The sequence below is a fragment of the Spirochaetota bacterium genome, from assembly GCA_017999915.1.
Classification (GTDB): domain Bacteria; phylum Spirochaetota; class UBA4802; order UBA4802; family UBA5550; genus RBG-16-49-21.
Window position 1 is genome coordinate 120,857 of record JAGNKX010000007.1, and the last position, 22,668, is coordinate 143,524.

The following is a 22,668-nucleotide window of genomic DNA, read 5'->3' on the forward strand; positions in this document are numbered from 1 at the left end:
TTTTATCAGTTGTATAGAATTTATTTTTTACACGATAAACACGCCCCAGGTCTTGTCCCGGCATCAGCCCTATGGTATCCATTTTTTGTCGCGGTACCATTGCAATACTCCAGGTAATGAGGCGCTGATATTCGGATGTTCATGAACAAAACCGAGATCGCACAGGGCCTTGCTGGTATACGCGTGATGACCGATGAAGTAACAATAAAAGTCGCGGGGAAATGCCGGCTGTAGATCAGGCACAAGATTGTGCCGGGCTACTATTTTATTCCATTCCATGGACATGATCTTTGAGATGGGCTTTGCCGAAATTGCCACGGGCATGTGCCATCCCAGTTTCCCCGCTGCGGATGCGAGGGCCAGCGGAATGGTGACCCTGCCCTTGGTCTTTATTCTGAAGTTTTCTTTGAGGACTTCGAAAAAATCGCCGGCTTCGAGCATCTCCTTCTCTGCAAGATTGTATACATTGCCGATGGTCCTGTCATCGCCCAGGGCAAACTCCACCGCCTTTACAATATCTGTGACATGGACCCAGTTGAACATGGGCCCGCGTTTTATCCGGGGAAGGGGAATTTTTCTCTCGGAAAGTATGCAGGCGAAGGAATAGAATGCTCCAGCTATGTACTTGCCACCGGGCCCATACACCACCGTCGGTCTGAAAATCGTGGCATCAATGTCGCTGCCCGCTATTAACACTTCTTTTTCAGCGTCCAACTTGCTTTTTCCATAGGCGTCAATCGGCTTGGTGGGATAGGTCTCATCCACGGGCCATGTGCTAGTTGAACCGTACACTCCGCCGGTCGAAATGTGTATGAAACGGCGAATATTTGATTCCTTGCAGGCATTAATTAAATTCCGTGTGCCGTTCACATTGACTTTCGCGAGCACCTCGTAGGACAATGACAGGTCAAAGGCCGCGGCGCAGTGGACCACGGCCGTCGCGCCGGATAGTACCGGCGCAAGCGTTTCTGGCCTGGTAAGGTCAAAGGAAGCTGTTTCCACTCCTTTCCCGGCTAGATTTTCAAGATTTATAGCGGGCAGATCCACCGCTCTTACCCGGTATCCCGCTTCCGCCAATCGTTTTACCACATGCTCGCCGACATAACCGCCGGCCCCGTCTACAATGATCAAACCTTTCATGCCGTGTATCTCCAGATAATTATATTAACATTTTTCATTTCAATCAGTGAAAGCAGCAGTCCCGAGGCTTCCCCCTGTTATTTTGACAATTTGCGAAGATATAACAGCAGGGCAACTCCGCTTGATACCGCTATGCCCAGACCGATTGTAAGCTCGACCGCCAGGGGAGTTAGAGAAAATGGGCTGAAGCTGACCAGGGGTACTGTTTCGCCTTTTGCGAACTGTTCGAAGGAAGCGACCTTCCAGAGACGGGTGGTGAGATTGACAATAACAAAAATGACCTCGTAGGCAACCAGTACCGTGAGGATCCGCCAGCCCCATCCGGCCTTTTCCAGGTATGGCGCCGCGAGGTATCCGAGTAAAAAGCTGCCGGGATAAATAATTGCGAAAAGAAATACAATGTGAGAAACGGGGATGCCGTTGGGATCGATCCAATACATCCACATCCATGCCGGCTCGATAAGGTACGCGCCAACGGCGACTCCGACCCCTGATATCAGCATATATAAAAAGCTGAGGTTGAAACTCTTTCTTTTGAAAAGAGGTTTCTGCTGATCATCTTTCGGGGACATCAGCGAAAAGAGAAGGCCCAACAGGCCTGTCAGGATTATATCCAGCTGCACCGTTCCTGATTGGTCGCTAAGAATTGCCTTCAGACGTGAGATTGCAATGCGCAATGTTTTTTTCATTTTTCCTCTCATTGTTGATTATTTTAAAATTAAAATTTGTTTTGCATTAATAAATATTCTACAGTCCCAGTTTCATTCGCTGGCGGTAGTTCTGTCCGTTCATTCCCCGCGCCGCCTCGACATACCTTGGAAGCTTTACCATCTTGGTCAGGTTCACGAGCGATTTGAAGGGGAAGTCCGTAGTGGCCATGTTCGCGATGAAGGGGGTTATCAGGCCTCCTGGTTCGGACCAGCTCAGGAAGGTTACGTCGGTCTTCCCGTCGGGAAGCTCTTTCAGTATCCATTTCACGTACATGGCTTTCAGGCGCACGTACCCTTTGGGGACCGGCACCCTGCTGTCGTCGGGAATGGCTTCGCAGTTCACGCGGATGACGTTTTCGGCCGGGTACACTGTCGCATTGGCGCGCAGTATAACGTCACGGTTTGACACCGGCCAGGGGAGGTCCATGACGTAATAAAGGTCGCAGTTCAGGGCGTCCCTGCAGGTGAGGCTGCGAAGGTCCTTGCAGGAGGCCACCCATTCCGGATAGGTGGGGAAATCCAGCATGAGCATGCCCACCGTGTAAAGGCCGGCATCGACGACGCACCGCCCCATGAATTCCCGGATGGGCGAACCCTCCACGTCCCGGTTATAGACCTTGACGCCGTTCCGCTCGACCCGGAGTTTCCATGGGTGTTCCGCCGAAGAGCCGTTTTTCTCGGCGGCGAGGATCGGGTCAGAGAAGAAGATATTCAATGCTACCAATGCCAATAGTACCTTAAAACATCTCATTTGATAAAAACCTCCTGATGTTGTTCTTGGAATTTGAGTAGAAGCGACATGTGAATAATATAAATAAACCTGCCTGTTGCGTTTTATTAGTATCACACCGTTTGTTGCCCTGTCGTCCGCCTTTATAATTGGTTATTCAATCTTTATAAAATGGGACTTTATTTGGTGGAGAGGTTACCGGAAGAAATCCTCTCCGATATAGCCTCCACCCGCTGCTTGAACATGACCGCTAATTGTTCTGGAACCCGAGATTCCTGATCATTACACCGATGTCGATATGCGGATCATTCATATCAGCTATTGCGTTCAACATAACCGAAAGGTCGTCCCAGAGCGGGGAGTTGGGATCGCTTACAATGGACCAGCTCATGAAACCGTCCAGATCCTGGATTACATTTTTCATGGAATACGGCGTCGTAATATTAGTAACAATGTAATGTACGATGCTGTCCTCGTCGTTAAGAAGGATTTGAACGTTTCTGAGAAGACGCTCGTATTTCTCACCGGTCCCGCCCGTTGTTTTCATGACATCATGGATCTGCGGTATATACGTAAGGAGCTTTACCAGTTGATCAAATGAATTGGTCTTTCCCGGGCCATAGTCATATCCATGGTAGTGCCAGCCTGAAGAATCATGCCTGGCGAGAAGCTTGCCGGTCGTGTACAGGAGCCCCTGGCATTCATCCTCCGTCAGCTGCTGCGCTAAAAAAGCATTTATGATATTCACCAGGTTTTGTCTGACATCCCGGGTCCCCCCCATGAAGCTCGCCAGTAGATCGTACGATTCTTCGAAGTTCGACCAATTATCGCAAGTCGGCCAGTTATTGACGGTGCGAAACGCGCCTTCGTAACCCATATAATCCTCCAGATTAACATCTTCCGCCCGTGGGTTGAACATCCAGGCGTGCCGTGCGAAATCCACCGTGGCGAAATATCCATTTGTTATGGCTTCGCTCCTGTTGAACTTTATGGCTGTCATGAGCTGTTCGAGTCCTAAGGCGATATTTTCACGCTCGGTCGTATAGGGTTCACTCCCCAGGAGCTGCAGCAGGCCCAGCAGCCTCGTGGCCAGGCCGCTGTTGTCCGTCATCATGGGGAAAACACCGTCATAACCGTTGATGCTGTTCCCGGCGAGAACGCTCAGCAGGGTGCGCAGCGAGTCCCGCGGTATGTAATTGTTGATGGTGGGCGTATAGCCCTTGTCAGAGACATTGGGCCTGAAATAGATATAGGTATCGCCGGTTTCATCTTTTACCCGCGGGACCCACCGATCATTGGGTGAATTAAAACGCCGGAGCATGGGTTTGCCCAGTGGTATCAGAACCCCTTCAAGGATGTCGGCGAGGGGATACTTGTGAGGCGATGGTGATGTATGGTTATAATTGTATCCCGATGTTGATGGCACATACTTGGTCCAGTCACGAAGGGTGCCGGCCAGGGCGGACAGGGCCGGGGCAAGCCTGTTCCTGTTCCCCCATGCGGTGTCCCATTTCGACGATCTGTCGTCTGATAGTATGGCGCTGGCGTTATTGATCAAAAAAGCCAGACGCGCCGCAGGCTCGATATTTCTGCCGATAGCGTCAGGGAGGACATGCCCTGATCCAAGAACTTTTTCAAACAGGAATTCGGCATCTATATATACTATGCCAAGATTCAATAAATTCACCCGGTGGCAGAAGACCATGATACGGCCGTCGCCCGGTACATTTGAATCGCCGTAATCGGGTGTATTCGCGTAATTGGGGTTATTCGCGGCGGCGGGTATTCCCTCGGTCCCAAGCTTGACCCAGCGGCCGTTGGCGCTTCCTTTTTTCGCGTTGGCAAGGCCCACGGCGCCGTTGGCCTCGATAAGGATAAATGCCCCGGCTGATTGAATATTCAACAAATTCACAAACATGGGAATAATGAAGGAGAATTTTTTCTCGAACAGGAACCAGTGTATGTTTCTGAAGATCGCTTCTTCCTGGGTGGTGCATTCACGGATGGAAACGCCCGATCCGGGAGACGTTTCCTGGTTCTGTCCGATCCTTTCGTGAAATTTAAAGGTAGTGGCGTTTGTGGAAGCACCCGAGATGTCTATCAAATTGTATTTATCAGCATCGGCGGCTCCATTGACATAGGGTAATCCCGCATCATTCATCGGTGGAAGATTATAATAAGGAGTTGATCCGTGCTTGATGATGTAATGATCCGATACGACTGTATCCTTGTATCGATTGGCCCTCTGGCCATTGGCGTCATCGGGGTCAGCCATGTCATCGCCGATACCGGTCTGTGTTGAATTGGGGTACGCATATTCCCACGATGCCGGGCTAGTCGAAGGTTTATAGACATAGGCATAGACCTCGCCGTTTGGCTTGTAATAGACATTGACAGTCTTCCTTCCGCTCACCGGCAGCGTATAGCTGGCAGTGGCCGGATGATCCGTGTCATTGACATGGGTTGTCGAATAATAGGGCCCCTGGCCGTCCCATGCGACCCGGGCGATCCAGCTCATGAGGAACTGCGCGGTGTTCAGCACTCCTTTCCCATCCGCGACCCTGGGCCAATAGGTCCGGTAATCATTTCTGTAGTTATTCGCCGCAAGCGTTGCGGCATTGGTTTCTGTCTCATTGCTGTTAACGGTTACCGCGGTATCCCCGCCATTGGGAATGCCGGCATCACCGGCGCAATTGGAAGGCAGCAGCAGCAGGGGAGGTGAGTCGTAACCAATGTAAAATTTATGATATCCGCTGTCGGCATCACCGGTCGTGAATGAGGATGAGCTCCGTGAAATGTGATTTCCCTGCTCGGTCCTCTTTGCCAGGGCCAGAGCGTATGAATTCATTGTACTCGGAAGCGGGATACCAAGCAAAGCCAGTGTGTTTTTGATTGTAGTGCACATGCCCGGAGTGATGCTGTCTATAAGGGCAAAGAGGGCATCATTCGTGGACACGGAAAACATGCAGTCATTTATGGTCATCACGCCTTTGGTGGCGATGCCATGGCCATAATTGAAATTGGTGTAGTCGCCTTCTCCGGAGGCGGACCCGACCCGGGTCAGGAAGCCGAAGTGATAGGCGGATCCGATCGTATAGACGAGATGGTCCAGGTAGGACATCTGCGACCAGGCGGCATCGCTCGTCCGGTCCAGCAGCCTGCCGTTGTACTGAATGGTCCTCTTGAGGGTCGGCTCTATTGCGTTGACGCTGTCGGAATAGTCTATGCCCGCGGTTTTCAATCTGGCCAATGCAACCATCAGCCCCTCGATGAGCGACTGCCGGTGTGCATCGGTTATGGAATAATCGGCCCCGCCGGTCCCGTCATTGCGAATAAAGAGCTTCACCAGCGTCGGCAGCATATCCCTCAGCGTTTCCTTGAAGGAGGCGTTCACATACCCATTGCTTGTGGTGGGATTGTGATAATCCGCGCTGGTGTCATACCGGCTGGCGTTGCCTGTCTCGTCATGGGCGAAGTAATACGATATGTTGCTGACGGCGTTTTCAATCCTGGCCTTCGCCGAAGCGTCTCTGGTGAGAAGGGCCGGCAGGTCCGTAAGGATCATATTGTTGATGGCGGTCCTCACTGTTTCGTCCTTCGCGGCAATGGAATTGAGGCCGTACAGGAGCTTGACCAGGCCCTTCACCGAGTTGCCCAGATCCGTATTGGTGGAATAAGCGCCGTTGTTCGCGTTGTCGCGGTTCGCGGGAGGGATATTGCCGCTGTTCACCCACATAGGATAGTCACAGGCCATCGTGAGGTTTCCGAGCAGCGTCGTCAGCCTGGATATATCGTATTCCACCTTTGTCGATCTGGCCCTATCGTTCCAGTAATTTGTTGTTGCCCCCACCTGGTTGTCGGTAAGGCAGCGGTCGTCCGATGCAATTGCCAGTGAATTGCCGGTCTGGTTATCGGCGTCATATAAGGTTACTTTCAATCCAATTGGCACTTTTACTGATGAGATGGCGCCGCTATGGGCCCCCAGATCAGAAGAGGAGTAGGATCCCACCGGAAGGTCGATGTATTTTACAGTGGACGATTCGTCGTACATGGCGTTATCATAAAGGCGGACCTTCATCATGTTGCATATATCTGTTTCCAGTCCAGCGCGATCGGTATGGGAGTCCAGCTTGGTGTTGACCAGGTAATTTACCGCCTGTGCGGCAATGGCCAGGACATCGCCGCTGATCTCGGTATTTTCTGTTATCCCGTCCAGGGCGGCATAGAATTGGGCCAGCCGGTCAATGGATCTGTCAGTCGAGTCATAATAGCCGCAGTCGGCGCCGGTGGGGCTATCGGCATAATGATGCGGAGTTGTATCCAGTATGATTTTAATCATACTGTTTATGTCCTTAATCATGGGCACCAGGAACGGCGCTTCGACCAGATTGACGGTATCCCGAAGAAATAGCGGAATCTCAAAGCCCTCAAGAATCATTTCTCCCAGGCCATCGTTGAGTCTCTGGGTGTCCAGGCTGTCAACCCCGCTCTGGAGGGAGGGGAAATTTTGGAAAAGATCGAAAAGACTATATGGCGGCTTTTGTTCATTTGTTTGAAATGATTCCATCTGGCTTTTTGAGCAGCCGGTATTTATCAGTGATAAAAAAAAGAGAGTGATCATCAGGGAAAGAAACTTGTTCATTTATTACCTCCCCAAACTCAATTAAGTGACTCAAGAACATATGGAAAACCGTCCGGCCCGACTTTTAATAAAATTTTACATAACACCATGTAAACGAGTATGATCACTTGTATAAAAAATGATCCTTGATGCACATTACCCATATCCATGAAAATATCACACCGGCCATGAATCCGTCGTCCCTGTTTATAATTGATGAATCTGTTTTTATAAAATGGGACTATTCTTTGGGAAGGCCTATCCTAGGGCATCCTCGCAAGTTTACCCTGAGCCTGTCGAAGGGCCGCACTTCCTGTGCGGCGAGTCGATTATTTTTGCCCTGAACCAGGGCAGGGGATTTGACCGTGAGACGGTCGGCAATTTTGCGAGGAGGAGAGGGTGGCTTCCCTCTCCTCCTCGCGCTCCTTCTCACCCCGCGCCTGCGGCGGGCTTTCGGGTGAACTCGTCGAACCGGCTTCGCCGGATTCGACTCAGACATCCACCCTTGTTAGGTTTGTCCGCCTGTCGGCGGACGTTTTGTGGACCTGGTTGCAGGGAATGTACATGTATCTGTGTATGTGACTGGAAATGGTAAATATTGGAAAAGATGATGTTGGTAAAAGCCTTCCTGCTTTCGCTCCGGAAGCAGGCCGGCTTCTATTCGCCATCCGTGGCGAAGCCGGCATTGCGACATCCCTGTCGGGAACACCTGCGGCATCCTCGCGACGCCACACTTCCTGTGCGGCGACCCGATTATTACCCGCGGCAGGGACGCCGCGGGAGGCGCGAGTCTGCAGGAGGCTGCATACGAGCGCCGAGCAGGTATGGGAAAATCTTAGTTTCAAGCCCAGCCCGTCGAGGGAGCGAGCAGGAAGCGAGCCTGCAGGCGCGTCCAGGATGGACAAAAAGCGCCTGCCGCCTGAGCAACCGGGGTGGCGGGGAGCGCGAGGGGACCATAGCCCCGGGTTTAAACCCGGGGCTATGGTCCCCTCGCAAAATACCCCGCCCGGAAACCCCGGTCATAACCATGCCCCGGTCCGGGGCGAATGCAAACAGACTCTCGGTCAATTCATGGTGAGAATAAATAATTATCTTGACTATTATATAAGTGATAAACACTTATTATTAAAATCCGAACCATGTAATGGTAAAAAAATGAAAATCACAAAAAGCACCAAGGCCCCCGACGCAATCAAGATGTCTCCTGGCATCATGAAGATATTTAAAAAATACGACCTATACTGCCCAAAATGCAAGGGGATCGGCGAGGACACCATAGAGAAAATAGCCATCTGCAACGGCATGGATGTCCAGGCATTCCTGGACGAGCTGAACGGCGCTCTGGAATGACATGGCGGGCGTACGGGTAATAGCGGGGAAGCTGAAGGGGAGGTTGATCCCCTTTGACAACCGGAAATTCGACGACGCGGATATCACACCCCAGAGGGTGAAGGGCGCCCTTTTTTCCATGATCGGGGAGTGGCTTTACGAAAAGGGTTTCCTCGATCTCTACGCCGGCTCCGGCCAGGTGGGCCTGGAAGCCCTGAGCAGGGGCGCTGACCCGGTCGTGTTCAATGATACTGACATTAAGAGACATCAATTCATAAAGTCATACTGCGCAGGCATCGGCATCGAGCCCATGCCAATGATATTGAACCTCACCACTGAAAGGGCCCTCGCGTTTCTCAAGTTAAAAAGATATATCTTTCATTACATCTTCCTTGACCCGCCCTATGAAATGGTAAGGGCGGGTGTCCTCCTGCATCATGATCTCATACAGGGCATCGCCGATTCCGGCATCCTTGCCGGGGACGGCTCCATCATCCTTCAGCATTTCAGCCGTAACATCATGGATGAGGCCATAGGCCCCTGTCGCCTCGAAACGACGAAGATATACGGGAAAACGGCCCTGTCGGTGTATTCTATCGGTTAATCAGCGGCGGGAGAGAAAGAGCTTCCGCCCCAGCTTTTCAAGGCCGAGGCCTATGCCATACCATATGGCGGCATTGAGGGAAAGGGAAACCGTGAACATGAGGGCATTGTTGCCCCCGCCGAGGAAAATGAAAAACCAGGGGAAGGTGATAAAGAGATGAATAATGCACCCCTCGCCGCGGCAGTCCGATGACAGGACAATGATGCTTATGGAAATCGCCAGGTAGAGGACCGCCAGGACCGCGCCGGGTATGGATATTTTTGACAATCGCATTGTTGCTTTCCTCGTTACTTGTATGATCCAATGATATCGGCAGCGCCTGCCCCTGTCAAACCAAATGCTCTGATGAAAAGGTCGAATTAAAATTTAGGGGGTTGGGCTATCCCGCTCGTCCGCCTCGTATAAGCAGAGCCAAATGCGACCTCCTGTCGCGGCTCTGCACTCGGACCTCCTGTCCAGCGCACCATGTTGACTCGGCGGAATCGGCGACATCCATGTCGCCTGCTCGCTGGGATAGCCACAACCCCTTAATTCAATTGTTGACCAATAATAGTGTCAGATCATATAAAAAATCTATCCGGAATTATCATTCCAGACGACAGAGCCTTTCCCCGCGGTTATTATAATGACAATTCATATAATAAGCAGGGGAGTGAGCTATGGAAACCGTCCATTATCAGCAAACATCTGACCAGCAGGCGCAGGGCGCCATTCTGCAAAGAATTCGGGGCGTTGATCCCGACAATCTGCGGGTAATGAAAATACAGAGGACCTGCGTCCATGACGGTCCCGGCATCCGCACCACCATATTTTTCCAGGGATGCGCGTTGAGGTGCCTCTGGTGCCAGAACCCTGAAGCGCTGTCATTTAACCCCGATACGGCCCCGGATGGTTCCATGTCGATCCCCGATATAATTGAAATTGTTAAACGCGATAGGGAATATTATGACACAACCGGGGGCGGTGTTACCCTGAGTGGCGGCGATCCCCTTTTGCAGAACAGCGCCGGCCTCAAGGGGCTTCTGGCGGCGCTGAAGGATGAGCGGATCCATGTATCGGCCGAAACATCCCTCCATGTGCCCTGGGAGCATATCAGTGAGGCCGCGCCGTACATCGATCTTTTCATAGTGGACCTGAAGCTGGTCGGCGACGACGAGCGCCATAAAAAACTGACAGGTCAGAGCGGTGAATTGATACGCGAAAACATTAAAAAACTGATATCCCTCAAGGCCAATGTACGGTTCCGCATGGTTATAGTGCCGGGATTCAACGATTCCGATGGCGATATCAGGGCAGCCGCTCAGTTTTTGCGGTCCTTGGGATATGACTCCATTGAATTGCTGAAATTCCATAACATGTATGAAGATAAGGCCAAACGGCTGGGCCTTGAAATGGAGTCGTTGAACATATCGCCTGAACAGAGCCTCACCGCCGCCCGGCGCGCAGAAGAGACGTTCAGGTCAATGAATATCAACGCGGTGTGCGTTGATCTCGACGCCGTCAGGCACCGGGCCGTTTTCACCCGGCGGGTCTATGACATACAGAACGCCATCAGGGAGAGCGGCCACAGCCTCTGCTTCGAGGTCTCCAGGCTGAAAACGAAATTCTATCGCAAAAACGGTTTCAAAAAGCCTAATCCGATCCACCGGGCCGAGCGCCTGGCCTACGTATTGAAGAACAAGAGCGTCATCGTATATCCCGGCGAGCTGCTGGTGGGGAATTTCACCTCAAAGAGAAAGGGAGGCCAGGTGTGGGAGGAGCACTATGGCATTCTTTTCATGTCGATCCTTCACCAGATCAACCGCCAGACCCCTGTTTCATTCCAGTGCTCCTTCAGGGACAAGCTTTCGTTCTATTTCAACATACTTCCTTTCTGGGTGCGGCACTGCCTGCTCATGAAGGTGAACCGGAAGCTTTCGGACCTGATGCTCACCGTGGCCCGCTGCTCGGAGATGAACGCCGGGTTCAACAACAATATGGCCGCCGTGGCGCATTTTATCGTCAACTACGAGCGCATCCTCGAGCTCGGGACCGAAGGCATCATCGGGGAAATCGAATCGATGCGGAAGGAGCGGCCGGACAATAACCAGGACTTTTACAATGGAGCCATTATCGCCCTCAGGGGGCTGGAGGAGTTCGCCCTGAGATACTCCGAGGCCCTGAAATCAATGAGCGAAAAGGAGACGGACCCGGTCCGGGGGCAGGAGCTGGCGGAGATGGCCCGTATCTGCGGCCGCGTGCCTCGCCATCCTGCGCGCACCTACCATGAGGCGCTCCAGTCGATGATGTTCCTCCATATCGCCCTTTGCATCGAGTCCTATGAGAACGCCATTTCCCTCGGCCGCATCGACCAGATATTGTATCCTTACTATAAGAAGGACGTGGAGGAGGGGATCCTCACCTACGAGAAGGCGAAGGAGCTGCTGGCCCTGTATATCCTGAAGATGGACGAGGCCATCCTGGTTAACGACGGCGACACCTACCTCAGGATCGGCAGGCTCTTCGAGACCATGTCCACGGACCAGGCCCTGACGGCCGGCGGGCTGGGGAAGGACGGGAAGGACGCCACTAACGACCTCACCTACATGCTCCTGGATATTTGCGAGCTTCAGCCCTACGCCGTGAACATGACGGCCCGCATCCACAGGAACAGCCCCAGGGAATACCTGGAAAGGCTTGCCGAGGTGTACATCAACGGGGCGCCCATGCCGGCCCTGTATAACGACGAATTATATGTCGACACACTGATAAAGCATTACGACACCACCGTTGAAGACGCGAGGAATTATTCCATTGTAGGGTGCGTGGAGCCCAATGCCTCCGACGACCATTACGGCAATACGGACTGCGCAAACATGAATGTCACCCTGCCGCTCCTGCAGGCCCTGAAGGGCGAGGAACAGGACCTGTGGAATTTCGGATTCCTGGAGCAGATTGACAAGCTGGTCGCGAAATTCATCGAGTTCACCTTCAGGAGGGATAACAGGTTTTCGCGCTTTGTCTCTTCCCGCTATTCGGATTCCCGCCGCAGGAGAAAACTGAAGAAGGCGAAACCGCATTACGATCCTCCCGCAAACATGGAGGAGCTCCTCGACCGGTTCCAGGCCCGTTTGAATATACTGGCATCGTCCATACTGGCGGACCATCAGAAAATCGAGGGAGTGATACGGCAGCGTTTCGCGACTCCCCTTGCTTCGTCGCTCTCCCCCGGCTGCGTCGAAAGCGGCAGGGATGTTAACGAGGGCGGCGCCAGGTTCAACAGCAGCGGCATTCAGGGAGTGGGCATCACGGACGCGGCAGATTCGCTCCATGCCATCGACGAGGTCGTATTCAGGAAAAGGCTGTACACGATCCGCGATATCATCGACGCCATCGACGATAATTTCGAGGGAGAACGCAATCAGCAGATCAGGAATGCTTTGCTGGATGTGAAGAAGTTCGGCCATGACGAGTCCCCGAAGGCGATCGAATGGGTCAACAGGGTTCTGCAAATTTACGTAAATGCACTCAATTCCGTGGAGAACTGTCCGCGCGGCGGCATCTACACCGCCGGTTATTATGCTCTCAATGTCAGTGACGTGTACGGCGCGAAAACACCGGCCCTGCCATCGGGCAGGCTCCGGGGCGTGCCCCTGGCAAACAGCATTACTCCCCATTACGGCATGGAGGTGTCGGACCTGCTGTCGTCGCTGAACTCGGTCGCGGGCATCGATTTCGTGAGCTACGCGCCCAACGGCACCACGGTGACTTTCACCATCGACGCGGCCCTCTTCCAGGGGCCTGACGGAGTGAAGAACCTCGCCGGCATCATCGACACCTATTTCATGAAAGGTGGCATGCAGTTCCAGCCCAACGTGCTGAACCGCGAGATACTCCTTGACGCCTATAACAATCCGGAAAAGCACAGGTATCTCCTGGTCCGGGTCGCTGGCTACTGCGCGTATTTCAACGATCTGTCCGACGAATTGAAGAAGATCATCATAAACAGGACCTGCTATTCCTGATGCCGGGATGGCGGAAAGGGGCAACATATATATACGACATGTTGCTTCTCAAGATTTGTCATTTCGAACCCCGCTTGGCGGGGTTCGAAATCTTGAACGTGACGTATCATTGATAAGATTTCTCCTCATACCGGAGTACCGGTATTCGTCGAAATGACAGTTTTACAACAGGTTTATGATGAAAAACAGGTTGCTTGAATTATTAAGTACATGTAAAATCCCTGCACGCGGGCGTTATTTTCCTGTGGTTAACAGTCAATAATGCATTAAACTTCCGTATATTTCTTGACGTATATCTCCATCGGGGCTTGTTATCATACAGAGTGGCCCGCCGGACAGAGGCGCGGCCTCAATGATTGCGACCAGGAGCAGGACATATGGAAAACGTCGAGAAGACTTCGCCGACCAATTTTATCAAGGATATCATTGACGAGGATATACGCACCGGCAAGAACAAGGGCCAGGTGGTGACGCGGTTCCCCCCGGAGCCGAACGGCTACCTTCACATCGGCCACGCCAAATCCATATGCCTGAACTTCGGCCTGGCGAAGCAGTACGGCGGGCGCTGCCACCTCCGCATGGACGACACCAACCCCGAGAAAGAGGACGTGGAGTACACGGACTCCATCATCAACGACGTGAGGTGGCTCGGCTTCGACTGGGGCGAGCACCTCTACTACGCGTCGGATTACTTCGAGCAGATATACCAGTGGGCGGTCCTCCTCATCAACAAGGGCCTTGCCTACGTGAGCGACATGACGCCGGACGAGGTCTCCGCCACCCGAGGCACCCCCACGGTGCCGGGCAAGGAGGACCCGGGGCGGAAGCGCGGCGTCGAGGAGAACCTGGACCTGTTCGCCCGGATGAAGGCCGGTGAGTTCCCCGACGGCACGAAGACCCTGCGGGCCCGCATCAACATGGCGTCGCCGAACATGCACATGCGCGACCCGGTTCTCTACCGCCTCAAGCGCGACGAGCACCACCGCACCGGGAACAAGTGGTGCATTTACCCGATGTACGACTTCGCCCATGGCCAGTCGGACTACATCGAGGGTATCACCCATTCCATCTGCACCCTGGAGTTCGAGGTGCACCGTCCCCTGTACGACTGGTTCCTTGACCAGATCGCCGATGCCGGGAAGGTCCGGCCGCGCCAGATCGAGTTCGCCCGCCTGAGTCTCTCCTACACGGTGATGAGCAAGCGGAAGCTCCTGGAGCTGGTCCAGACGAAGATCGTCCGCGGCTGGGACGATCCCCGCATGCCCACCATCTCGGGCCTGCGCCGCCGCGGGTATACGCCGGAATCGATCCGCGATTTCGCCGACCGCATCGGCGTGGCCAAGGCCGATAACATCGTCGAGGCGGCCCTGCTGGAGCATTGCGTCAGGGAGGACCTGAACAGGCGCGCTCCCCGGGTCATCGCCGTGCTGGACCCCCTTAAAGTGGTCATTGAAAACTATCCCGAGGGCAAGACGGAGATGATGGAAGCGGTAAATAACCCCGAGGACGAATCGATGGGCAAGCGGGAGATCCCTTTTTCGCGGGTCCTCTACATCGAGCGGGAGGATTTCCGGGAGGAGGCCCCTCCCAAGTTCTTCAGGCTAGCCCCCGGCAAGGAGGTCCGCTTCAAGTTCGCCTATTACCTGAAATGCACCGGCGTCGTGAAGGACGACAGCGGGAAGGTCGTCGAGGTGCGCTGCGCCTACGACCCGGCGACGCGGGGCGGCTGGTCCCAGGACGGGAGGAAGGTCAAGGGAACCATCCACTGGCTCTCCGCCGACCGGGCGATCCCCGCTGAAGTGAGGCTCTACGAGTACCTCTTCACGGACCCGAACCCGGACAACCCCGCGGAGGAGGGCGCCGACTACAAAAGCCTCCTGAACCCGAATTCACTGAAGGTCCTCGATAATTGCCTTGTGGAGCCTTCGCTGAAGGGAGCGAAACCCGGCACATCCTACCAGTTCGAGCGCCTCGGCTATTTCTGCGTCGATCCGGATACGTCCGGCGACAAGCTGGTGTTCAACCGTACGGTCACGCTGAAGGATTCCAAGGGGAAGGATTGATGCAGTAATACCCTCACCCGCCCCTCCGGGGCACCCTCTCCCATTAATACCGGAAAAAAGGAGAGGGTTTCCGAAGCAAACGGCAGAATATGTGATACCATAATATCGCCCCCCTTCTCCTTTCTTCAGTTTTTAATGGGAGAAGGGGCCGGGGGATGAGGGGCGCCAATGTATGTTACCGTCAGGTCCTGTATTGCCGATACGGCCCTCAGGTAGGGAAGGGGCGCCTCGGCCTTGAGGCTGTGATAGGTGAAGGCGATGTACCGGTTGAGCTTCTCTTCTCCAGGCCTGGTGGCGTCCACCAGGCGCCAGCGCCCTTTCCAGAAAGCTTCGGCCCACATATGGTATACGAAGACGTCCCGCTTTCCCATGAACTCGCCGGCAAGGTACATGCCTGCCACGGCACGGGCCGGCACCCCGAGCTTCCTGAGCAGCGCCACGGCAAGGACGCTGTGCTCGGTGCAGTCGCCCCGCTTCATTCTATAGATCTGTGACGCCGGAATGATGGGTATGCCCAGGGTCTTGTCACTTATGCGGCGGTACACGAAATCCTCAACGGCCCTGACCGGGTCTTCCTGATCATGGAGCTGCGCCGCCGCTCCGGATATTTCCGGAGAAGAGAGGTTCAGGAACCGCGTGTCTTTTAGAAAGCCGGAAAGCTCTTCAATGGTCGTGGAGACCCGGGGAATCAGGCCTGCCTGGATGTCTATGGTTTTCTTCCGATTGCCGATCCGCTGGCGCACGATTTTTTGACAGGTTGTTTCTATAAGGGTGAATTCCGTATCGGATGATTCGATCCGGTAGCGGGACATTTTTTCGCTGTAGATCGATGGCCTGAAGTTCTTCACCTTGATGGTATAATTGAATGGGTCGGCTGCATGAAGTGTTGGTGTGAAAAGGATTATGACCAGGGTGGATAATGATAATTTTCTGAACATTATATTACGAATTTCTCCTCGTTGCACTCGTCGAAATGACATCGGTGGATGTCACGTGTCCCCTCAGGGGGACAGGGGGGCCCTCAGTCCAGCACCAGCTCCAGCCTGTTGTTGAGCATGGTGATGACCGTTTTCTGGGTGATGCCGTCATCGTCGATATAGGAGTCGATGTTTTTCAGGTTCTCGATGGAGAAGCCCAGGTGGATCAGGCTCCTGGTCTTTCCCTTGATGCGCACATCCTCCCTGCCCAGGACCTTCACCAGGACCAGGACCGGCTCCTCGGTGTCCACGGAGGGCTCGTAGATGTAATTCCTGATGACGGTCCCTTTCCTGAATTCGTTTTTAATGAGCTCCTTCATGAAGTAATTTCCCTCGAGGATGAAGGGTTTGTCGATGGTGAAGGTCGATTTTGCCTCGCCGGTGTCGAGATCAACCGCGTTGCCTTTAAAAACCGCCACGGTTTTAACTTCGCTTTCCTGTCCGTTCTGGATCGTCTTGTTGTACAGCTCCAGCTTCACCGGTTTGAAGTCCAGTGTCTCGGTGATGATCTGGCGGGAGGTGTTCTTGATGTAGCCCGCGTCCATTTCCATGTCCATGGTGGATACGTATCGGCTCCCGATAATTTTATTGGAGGTGACGGCCTTGCCGATGGGAGCGCCGTTGACCAGGAGGGTGTACTTCCAGGTCCCGGTGGGGATGCCGCTGGCCCCCCTGCCGCAGGCCCCGGCTGACACCATGAGAATTGCCGTGAAGAGCAGCAGCTTTTTCACCATGGCGTTCATCCTCCCTATCCTGTTGGTCCGCGTCTTTTTATTTGCAGTACCGTTCATAGCAGTATTCTATTCTCTTCTTGCATTTCTCGAAGCCGATCACCGGCATCGACTGGTCCAGCTCAGGGCCCTTCTGCCTTCCGGTGATGATGGCGCGGAGGGGCATGAACAGGCTCTTCCCCTTCAGGGCCGTGTTCTCCTTTACGCGGTTCGCCAGGGATGACGCGAAATTACCGGCATTGAGCTCCGACCGGAAGAGCTCCCTTGCAGCGGCGATGACGAGCTTCCCTTCCTCGGTTTTCAGCATGGCATCCGCGTCTGCATCGGGCTCGTTCACCTCGTTGAGGAAGATGCCGATAAGGCCGCCGATATCCGACAGGAGCTCGCACGATTTCCTGAGTATCGTCACGATGTCCTCGATGGTCTTCCGGTCGATTGAATCGATAGTGTATCCCGCTTCCTTAATGTGCGGAATGAACAGGTCGGTCAGAGCCGGGACCGGGTATTCCCGGATGTACATGCCGTTCATCCAGCGGAGCTTCTGGAAGTCGAAGATGGGCGCGTTCTTTGAGAGCTTGTCCAGGTCCACCTGGCTGATGATGGCGTCCAAGGGGAGTATCTCGTCGCCGCTCTCAGAAGCCCACCCGAGCATGGACATGTAGTTCATGAGAGCCTCCGGCAGGTACCCCTGCCTGCGGTACATCTCCACCGAGGTGATGCCGTGGCGCTTGGAGAGCTTGGAGCGGTCCGGACCCATGATAAGGGGCAGATGCGCGTATTCCGGCTCGGGCAGGCCCAGGGCGCGGGCCACCAGGAGCTGCTTCGGCGTGTTGGAGAGGTGGTCGTCGCCGCGGATGACCAGGCTGACCTTCATCAACGCGTCGTCTATGATGACGATGTAGTTGAAGACCGGCACGCCGTCGGACCTGATGATGATGAAGTCGCCGCCGATGTTGCTGCTGTTGAACTCGACCGGGCCCTTGATGCGGTCGTTGACCACGATGGAGGTGTTGTCCGGCACCCTGAACCGCACCGTGGGCCTGCGCCCCTCGGCCTCGAGCTTTTTCCGCTCCTCGGCGCTCAGGTTTCGGCACCGGCCGCTGTAGGCGTAGGATTCGGCCTCGCCGTCGGCGCCTTTCTTCATGGCGTCCAGCTCCTCCTTGGTGCAGTAGCAGTAGTAGGCGCTGCCGTCGGCTATGAGCTTCTCGGTGTACTTCCGGTAGATGTCGAAGCGCTCCGACTGGCGGTAGGGGCCGAAATCGCCGCCCTTATCCGGTCCTTCGTTCCAGGAGATGCCGAGCCACGCAAGATCCTGGTAGATCGACAGCTCCGACTCCTTCGTGCTCCGCTCCATGTCGGTGTCCTCGATGCGGAGGACAAAGGAGGCGTTATTTTTTTTCGCGATAAGAAAATTCATTATGGCCGTCCGGGCGTTTCCCACGTGAAGGAAGCCGGTGGGGCTCGGGGCGAATCTGACTCTCATGGGGTTCTCCTTGGTATTTCCGGGTTCGACGCCGGCGGGGCCGGCCGCGGGTACGCTTTTTAATAGTCGTACAGGTTGGTCGACGGCTTGCCGGTCACGATCTCCTTGGTGTCGCGCTCGATGCGGTTTACCAGCTGCTGGATACTGTCAACGGTTTCCTCTGAAAAGAGGACCTTGTCGCAGCGCGTACACTTGAAGGCCGGGATGTTGTCGATGATGAGCGAGAAATTCTTTTTGCTCACCCGATACGAGCTCTTGCCGTCTATGAGCGCGCCGCCGCAATCGCAGTTCATGGAATGTTCCCCTTACAGCCTGGTAGTGTCGTCCCGGTACGGGCGGATGGCGACCGCCCGGCCGCGATTTTCTGCATCAAGTCGGCCATAATATGGCCGGTATGGAATTCCGATGTCAAGATATAATTTCTTGACAAAATGTTTTTGTTCCGCGGTGAATAGCATAGTCCGTCCTGCCGGATTGCGCGGGGGAATTCAATCATAGGAACGTCGACATGAACATCAATATAGACAGGGCCGCCGAGATCATCGAGAGCGCGGGCAGCGTCATAGCCCTGACCGGGGCCGGCATTTCCACCGAGAGCGGCATTCCCGATTTCAGGAGCAGGGGAGGCCTCTGGGAGAAGTTCGATCCGGGCGAATACGCGACCATCGACGTCTTCTACGAGAACCCGGAAAAGGTGTGGCGGATGCTCTTCGAGATGATAGACCTGGTGCGGACCGCGAAGCCGAACCCGGGCCATGCGGCCCTGGCTGAGCTTGAAAAAATGAAGAAGCTCCAGTGCCTGATAACGCAGAACATCGACAACCTCCACCAGGACGCGGGGAGCGTCAACGTGGTCGAGTACCACGGCAACGTGAGCCGTCTCGAGTGCCTCCAGTGCGGCCGGACCTACGGGAAGAAGGATATCGACGTCGGGTCCGTTGTTTCCTCGAGGATATCCCCACTCTGCAAAAAGTGCGGGACAGTGCTTAAGCCAACGGTGGTTCTCTTCGGCGAATCGATACCCCACGACGCCACGGTTCGCTCCGAGAAGGCGGCCCGGAAGGCCGACGTCGTCCTGGTGATCGGCACCTCGGCCGTGGTTTACCCGGCCGCCGGCATACCCCTCATCGTCAAGCAGAACAACGGCGCCATCATAGAATTCAACACCGAAGAGACCGGGCTCACCTCCTACGCCACGGACGTTTTCGTCAAGGGCAAGACCGGGGATACCCTCCCGGAGCTGCTGCGGCGGTTAAAATCCCGCTGACGGATGACGCCGTGGACCGGATCAAGCTGCTGCCAGACAGCGTCAAGAAGAAGATCGCGGCCGGCGAGGTCGTGGAGGGGCCCTTTTCCGTCATCAAGGAGCTGATGGAGAATTCTATCGACGCCGGGGCCTCCCGCGTCGACGTGCAGGTCCTCGAGGGCGGCCTGCGGAAGATCGCGGTGCGGGACGACGGCCGCGGCATGTACCGCGACGACGTGCCCCTGGCGGTGATGGAGCACGCCACCAGCAAGATAGGCGACATCCATGACATAGAGTCTATCGGCTCCTACGGGTTCAGGGGCGAGGCGCTGTCGAGCATATCCTCGGTTTCCAGGCTGACCATCCTCTCCCGCCGCGCCGACGAGGAGAGCGGGGCCCGCCTTACCGGGACCGAGGACGGCTTCGAGACGGCCGATTACGCCGGCCCGCCGGGCACCGCTATCATAGTGGAAAACCTCTTTTACAATGTCCCGGCCCGGAAAAAATTCCTCAAATCCGTCCGCACGGAACAGCGCCTAATCAGGGATATCTTTTTGAAGATAGCCCTTCCTCATCCCGAGATCGCCTTCACACTTGACGTTGACGAAGGCCGCCAGCTCACCCTGAACAGCGCCGGCGGCATAGAGGAACGACTGGGGCAGATATACGGCAGAGGCATCATGGATGACCTGTACCCTGTCACCCTCCAGGACCTGAAAGTGACCATGAGCGGTTTCCTGTCGAGGCCGCACTACCTCAGGCCGAACCGCGCCATGCAGATCCTCTACGTTAACCGGAGGCCCGTGGAGCACCGGTACCTGGGATTTCTCCTCTCGAAAGCCTACGAGGCCGTGGCTCCCCGGGGAAAGCACCCCGCCGGCATCATCCTGATCGATATCGATCCGCGCCTGGTGGACGTCAATATCCATCCGGCCAAGAAGGAAGTGAAGCTCTTCGACAGCCATTACATCGACCGCCTTATCCTCGCCCTGGGGGAGAAGGCCGTAAGCCGGGAGCATTCAGTGGGGGAGAGGCTCTTTGCGGCGGGGACAGCGGCGCAACAACTCCCCCCTGCCATCCAGGGAAGGGCTTCTTCAGGCAACGATGATCAGGGAAACCGCCCTGTGGAAGATTTAGGGGGAGCCTCGATGTTCGGCGGAGGGCCGTCCCCTACAGGGAAGGACAGATTGTTCACCCCAACCCCGTCATCTTACATAAAAGACGCAGCGGACCTGTATCACGATATCGAAGAGAGCAAGGCGCCGCGGATCGTCGGTGTCGCCTTCGGCACCTATATCATACTGGAAAAGGACGGCCTTCTTTATTTCATCGATTTTCACGCGGCCCATGAGCGCATCATATACGACGCCATGATGGAAAAAAAAGAGGCGCCCGAAATCCAGCGCCTCGCCTTTCCTCAGATCATGGAGCTATCCCTTGACGACCACGCCCTGGTCCTTGAAAATATTGACATATTTTCAGAAAATGGGTTTGACATTGAGGATTTTTCTGATAATTCGATAAAGATATCGTCGGTGCCTGCCGCGGCCCGGGACTCTGACGCGGCCGAACTCATGACGGATTTTCTCGAGTCGGTGCGCGGGGAATACCGCGCGTCAGACATCCGGGAGAAGATGGCGGCCACCGTGGCGTGCCACGCGGCGAAGAGGGCGGGGGACCGCCTGAGCGTAAGCGACATGGAGGCCCTCGTGAAGGGCATCTTCGGCGCGGGACGCCGGCTGGTATGCCCCCACGGCAGGCCCTTCGTGTACCGGATGGAAAAGGGCGATATCGAAAGGATGTTTAAACGCCAATGAAAAAGATCATACTGGGGATATCATCGTCCATTGCGGCGTACAAGGCCTGCGACCTCATCAGGCTCTTCGTTAAAGGCGGATACTCGGTCCACGTGGTGGCCACCGAGAATGCCCTCCACCTGGTGTCGCCCCTCACCCTGGAGACCCTGTCGGGCAATCCCGTTTACAGCGAGCAGTATTCGCGGGAGCGCCGCGAGATGGGGCACATCGAGCTGAAGACCGACGCATCCCTCTTCCTGGTGGCGCCGGCCACGGCTAACGTCATCGGCAAGTTCGCCTGCGGCATAGCCGACGACCTGCTGTCCACCACCTTCCTGTCGGTGACATGCCCGGTCATGATGGCGCCGGCAATGAACCCGAACATGTACCGTCATCCGGCGGTTCAGAGGAACATCCAGACCCTGAAGCAGTGGGGCGTCGCTTTCATCGAGCCCGCGGCCGGGGAAGTGGTGTGCGGCGACGATGGAATCGGCAAGCTCGCCGATATCGAAGCGATATACGGGGCGGCGGTCAATGCAATTAAGTGAGAGAAAGGCCATCATCACCGGCGGACCCACAAGGGAGTGGATCGACCCCGTGCGGTTCATATCGAACCCCTCGACGGGAAAGATGGGCGTGGCCATTGCCGACGTCTGCTCCGGCCGGGCCCGGGAGACCGTCTTCATTCACGGTCCCATCGATTCGTCCCTGGTGAATGCCAAGAAATACCGCTGTGTGGCGGTGGAAAGCACCGTGGACATGCTCAAGGCGGTGGCCGGCGAGCTCTGCGAGAACGCGGTCCTCGTCATGGCCGCGGCGCCGGCCGATTACTCCCCGGTGTCCAGGTCCGACAGGAAGATAAAAAAATCGGATGAGAACCTCCTGCTGGAGCTCAAAAAAACTCCAGACATCCTCAGGGAAGTCGCGGCCATGAAGCGGGACGGCCGCATCAATAACGTTTTCACCGTCGGTTTCGCCGCCGAGACGAACAACCTCGATGAATACGCCCTGAAGAAGCTATCCGAAAAGAACCTGGACATGATCTGCCTCAATGACGTCTCGCGGAGCGATGCTGGGTTCGGATCCGATACCAACATCATAACCATATTCTTCCGAAACGGCGTCCGCAAGGACCTTCCCCTCATATCGAAGCACGAGGTCGCGGCGCGGATCGTCGAAGAGATCGAGTCGCGCCTTCCCCGATACCTGATATCCCAGTAGCAGGAGGTGTGCT

17 protein-coding genes are annotated in these 22,668 nt (G+C 55.1%); 8 read left to right on the forward strand and 9 right to left on the reverse strand.

The genetic code is table 11. The annotated features are described in order from the left end of the window. Nucleotides 1–69: 69 nt before the first annotated feature. The 4 genes from KA369_11830 to KA369_11845 form a co-directional block, all read right to left on the reverse strand. Nucleotides 70–1,140 (reverse strand): NAD(P)-dependent oxidoreductase, encoded by a 1,071-nt coding sequence (locus tag KA369_11830; GenBank protein ID MBP7736655.1) that lies wholly within the window; start codon nt 1,138–1,140, stop codon nt 70–72. A 77-nt stretch (nt 1,141–1,217) separates the two neighbouring features. Next, nucleotides 1,218–1,829 (reverse strand): hypothetical protein, encoded by a 612-nt coding sequence (locus tag KA369_11835; protein ID MBP7736656.1) that lies wholly within the window; start codon nt 1,827–1,829, stop codon nt 1,218–1,220. A gap of 58 nt (nt 1,830–1,887) precedes the next feature. After that, nucleotides 1,888–2,601, reverse strand: a complete 714-nt coding sequence (locus KA369_11840; GenBank protein ID MBP7736657.1) for a hypothetical protein — start codon at nt 2,599–2,601, stop codon at nt 1,888–1,890. Between the two features lie 229 nt (nt 2,602–2,830). Further along, nucleotides 2,831–7,222: a hypothetical protein gene (locus KA369_11845; protein ID MBP7736658.1), complete on the reverse strand. Its 4,392-nt coding sequence runs from the start codon at nt 7,220–7,222 to the stop codon at nt 2,831–2,833. 1,134 nt (nt 7,223–8,356) lie between these two features. On the opposite strand from KA369_11845, the gene KA369_11850 reads away from it, so the two are divergent. Beyond that, a complete protein-coding gene (locus tag KA369_11850; protein ID MBP7736659.1) occupies nt 8,357–8,551 on the forward strand; it encodes a hypothetical protein in 195 nt (64 codons plus the stop codon). Between the two features lies 1 nt (nt 8,552). Then, a complete protein-coding gene (locus KA369_11855; protein ID MBP7736660.1) occupies nt 8,553–9,134 on the forward strand; it encodes an RsmD family RNA methyltransferase in 582 nt (193 codons plus the stop codon). Here KA369_11855 and KA369_11860 read toward each other — a convergent pair whose 3' ends face one another. Next, complete coding sequence (locus KA369_11860; GenBank protein ID MBP7736661.1) at nt 9,135–9,407, reverse strand: hypothetical protein; 273 nt, start codon at nt 9,405–9,407, stop codon at nt 9,135–9,137. Nucleotides 9,408–9,793: 386 nt separating this feature from the next. Here KA369_11860 and KA369_11865 point away from each other — a divergent pair, with 386 nt between their 5' ends. Together KA369_11865 and KA369_11870 are read left to right on the forward strand one after the other, a co-directional pair. Beyond that, nucleotides 9,794–13,138 carry a radical SAM protein gene (locus KA369_11865; protein MBP7736662.1) on the forward strand — a complete coding sequence of 1,115 codons (3,345 nt, stop codon included), beginning with the start codon at nt 9,794–9,796 and terminating at the stop codon, nt 13,136–13,138. A 377-nt stretch (nt 13,139–13,515) separates the two neighbouring features. After that, entirely contained in the window at nt 13,516–15,201 is a 1,686-nt protein-coding gene (locus KA369_11870) for a glutamine--tRNA ligase/YqeY domain fusion protein (protein ID MBP7736663.1), read from the forward strand. Nucleotides 15,202–15,326: 125 nt separating this feature from the next. On the opposite strand, the gene KA369_11875 is transcribed toward KA369_11870, so the two are convergent. The 4 genes from KA369_11875 to KA369_11890 are packed head-to-tail and all read right to left on the reverse strand — an operon-like array spanning nt 15,327 to nt 18,685. Beyond that, nucleotides 15,327–16,181 (reverse strand): transglutaminase domain-containing protein, encoded by an 855-nt coding sequence (locus tag KA369_11875; protein MBP7736664.1) that lies wholly within the window; start codon nt 16,179–16,181, stop codon nt 15,327–15,329. A gap of 41 nt (nt 16,182–16,222) precedes the next feature. Beyond that, nucleotides 16,223–16,969, reverse strand: coding sequence for a hypothetical protein (locus KA369_11880; protein ID MBP7736665.1), 747 nt, complete (start codon nt 16,967–16,969; stop codon nt 16,223–16,225). Continuing rightward, on the reverse strand, nt 16,950–18,392 hold the full coding sequence (locus KA369_11885; protein ID MBP7736666.1) for a glutamate--tRNA ligase: 1,443 nt from the start codon (nt 18,390–18,392) through the stop codon (nt 16,950–16,952). The genes KA369_11880 and KA369_11885 overlap by 20 nt, the downstream gene beginning before the upstream one ends. Before the next feature lie 59 nt (nt 18,393–18,451). Continuing rightward, nucleotides 18,452–18,685, reverse strand: coding sequence for a YgiT-type zinc finger protein (locus KA369_11890; GenBank protein MBP7736667.1), 234 nt, complete (start codon nt 18,683–18,685; stop codon nt 18,452–18,454). Nucleotides 18,686–18,900: 215 nt separating this feature from the next. On the opposite strand from KA369_11890, the gene KA369_11895 reads away from it, so the two are divergent. Genes KA369_11895 through KA369_11910 form a run of 4 tightly spaced genes read left to right on the forward strand, consistent with a single transcriptional unit; the run spans nt 18,901 to nt 22,655 of the window. Further along, nucleotides 18,901–19,659 carry an NAD-dependent deacylase gene (locus KA369_11895; GenBank protein ID MBP7736668.1) on the forward strand — a complete coding sequence of 253 codons (759 nt, stop codon included), beginning with the start codon at nt 18,901–18,903 and terminating at the stop codon, nt 19,657–19,659. 11 nt (nt 19,660–19,670) lie between these two features. Continuing rightward, on the forward strand, nt 19,671–21,455 hold the full coding sequence (gene mutL, locus KA369_11900; protein MBP7736669.1) for a DNA mismatch repair endonuclease MutL: 1,785 nt from the start codon (nt 19,671–19,673) through the stop codon (nt 21,453–21,455). Next, on the forward strand, nt 21,452–21,982 hold the full coding sequence (locus KA369_11905) for a phosphopantothenoylcysteine decarboxylase (GenBank protein MBP7736670.1): 531 nt from the start codon (nt 21,452–21,454) through the stop codon (nt 21,980–21,982). The genes mutL and KA369_11905 overlap by 4 nt, the downstream gene beginning before the upstream one ends. Beyond that, on the forward strand, nt 21,969–22,655 hold the full coding sequence (locus tag KA369_11910; GenBank protein ID MBP7736671.1) for a phosphopantothenoylcysteine decarboxylase: 687 nt from the start codon (nt 21,969–21,971) through the stop codon (nt 22,653–22,655). Before KA369_11905 ends, KA369_11910 begins: the two co-directional genes overlap by 14 nt. Nucleotides 22,656–22,668 lie beyond the last annotated feature (13 nt).

Coding starts and splice junctions, on each gene's coding strand:
- KA369_11830 (MBP7736655.1), bottom strand. CDS start 1,140: ATGAAAGGTTTGATCATTGTAGACGGGGCCGGCGGTTATGTCGGCGAG.
- KA369_11835 (MBP7736656.1), bottom strand. CDS start 1,829: ATGAAAAAAACATTGCGCATTGCAATCTCACGTCTGAAGGCAATTCTT.
- KA369_11840 (MBP7736657.1), bottom strand. CDS start 2,601: ATGAGATGTTTTAAGGTACTATTGGCATTGGTAGCATTGAATATCTTC.
- KA369_11845 (MBP7736658.1), bottom strand. CDS start 7,222: ATGAACAAGTTTCTTTCCCTGATGATCACTCTCTTTTTTTTATCACTG.
- KA369_11850 (MBP7736659.1), top strand. CDS start 8,357: ATGAAAATCACAAAAAGCACCAAGGCCCCCGACGCAATCAAGATGTCT.
- KA369_11855 (MBP7736660.1), top strand. CDS start 8,553: ATGGCGGGCGTACGGGTAATAGCGGGGAAGCTGAAGGGGAGGTTGATC.
- KA369_11860 (MBP7736661.1), bottom strand. CDS start 9,407: ATGCGATTGTCAAAAATATCCATACCCGGCGCGGTCCTGGCGGTCCTC.
- KA369_11865 (MBP7736662.1), top strand. CDS start 9,794: ATGGAAACCGTCCATTATCAGCAAACATCTGACCAGCAGGCGCAGGGC.
- KA369_11870 (MBP7736663.1), top strand. CDS start 13,516: ATGGAAAACGTCGAGAAGACTTCGCCGACCAATTTTATCAAGGATATC.
- KA369_11875 (MBP7736664.1), bottom strand. CDS start 16,181: ATGTCATTTCGACGAGTGCAACGAGGAGAAATTCGTAATATAATGTTC.
- KA369_11880 (MBP7736665.1), bottom strand. CDS start 16,969: ATGAACGGTACTGCAAATAAAAAGACGCGGACCAACAGGATAGGGAGG.
- KA369_11885 (MBP7736666.1), bottom strand. CDS start 18,392: ATGAGAGTCAGATTCGCCCCGAGCCCCACCGGCTTCCTTCACGTGGGA.
- KA369_11890 (MBP7736667.1), bottom strand. CDS start 18,685: ATGAACTGCGATTGCGGCGGCGCGCTCATAGACGGCAAGAGCTCGTAT.
- KA369_11895 (MBP7736668.1), top strand. CDS start 18,901: ATGAACATCAATATAGACAGGGCCGCCGAGATCATCGAGAGCGCGGGC.
- KA369_11905 (MBP7736670.1), top strand. CDS start 21,452: ATGAAAAAGATCATACTGGGGATATCATCGTCCATTGCGGCGTACAAG.
- KA369_11910 (MBP7736671.1), top strand. CDS start 21,969: ATGCAATTAAGTGAGAGAAAGGCCATCATCACCGGCGGACCCACAAGG.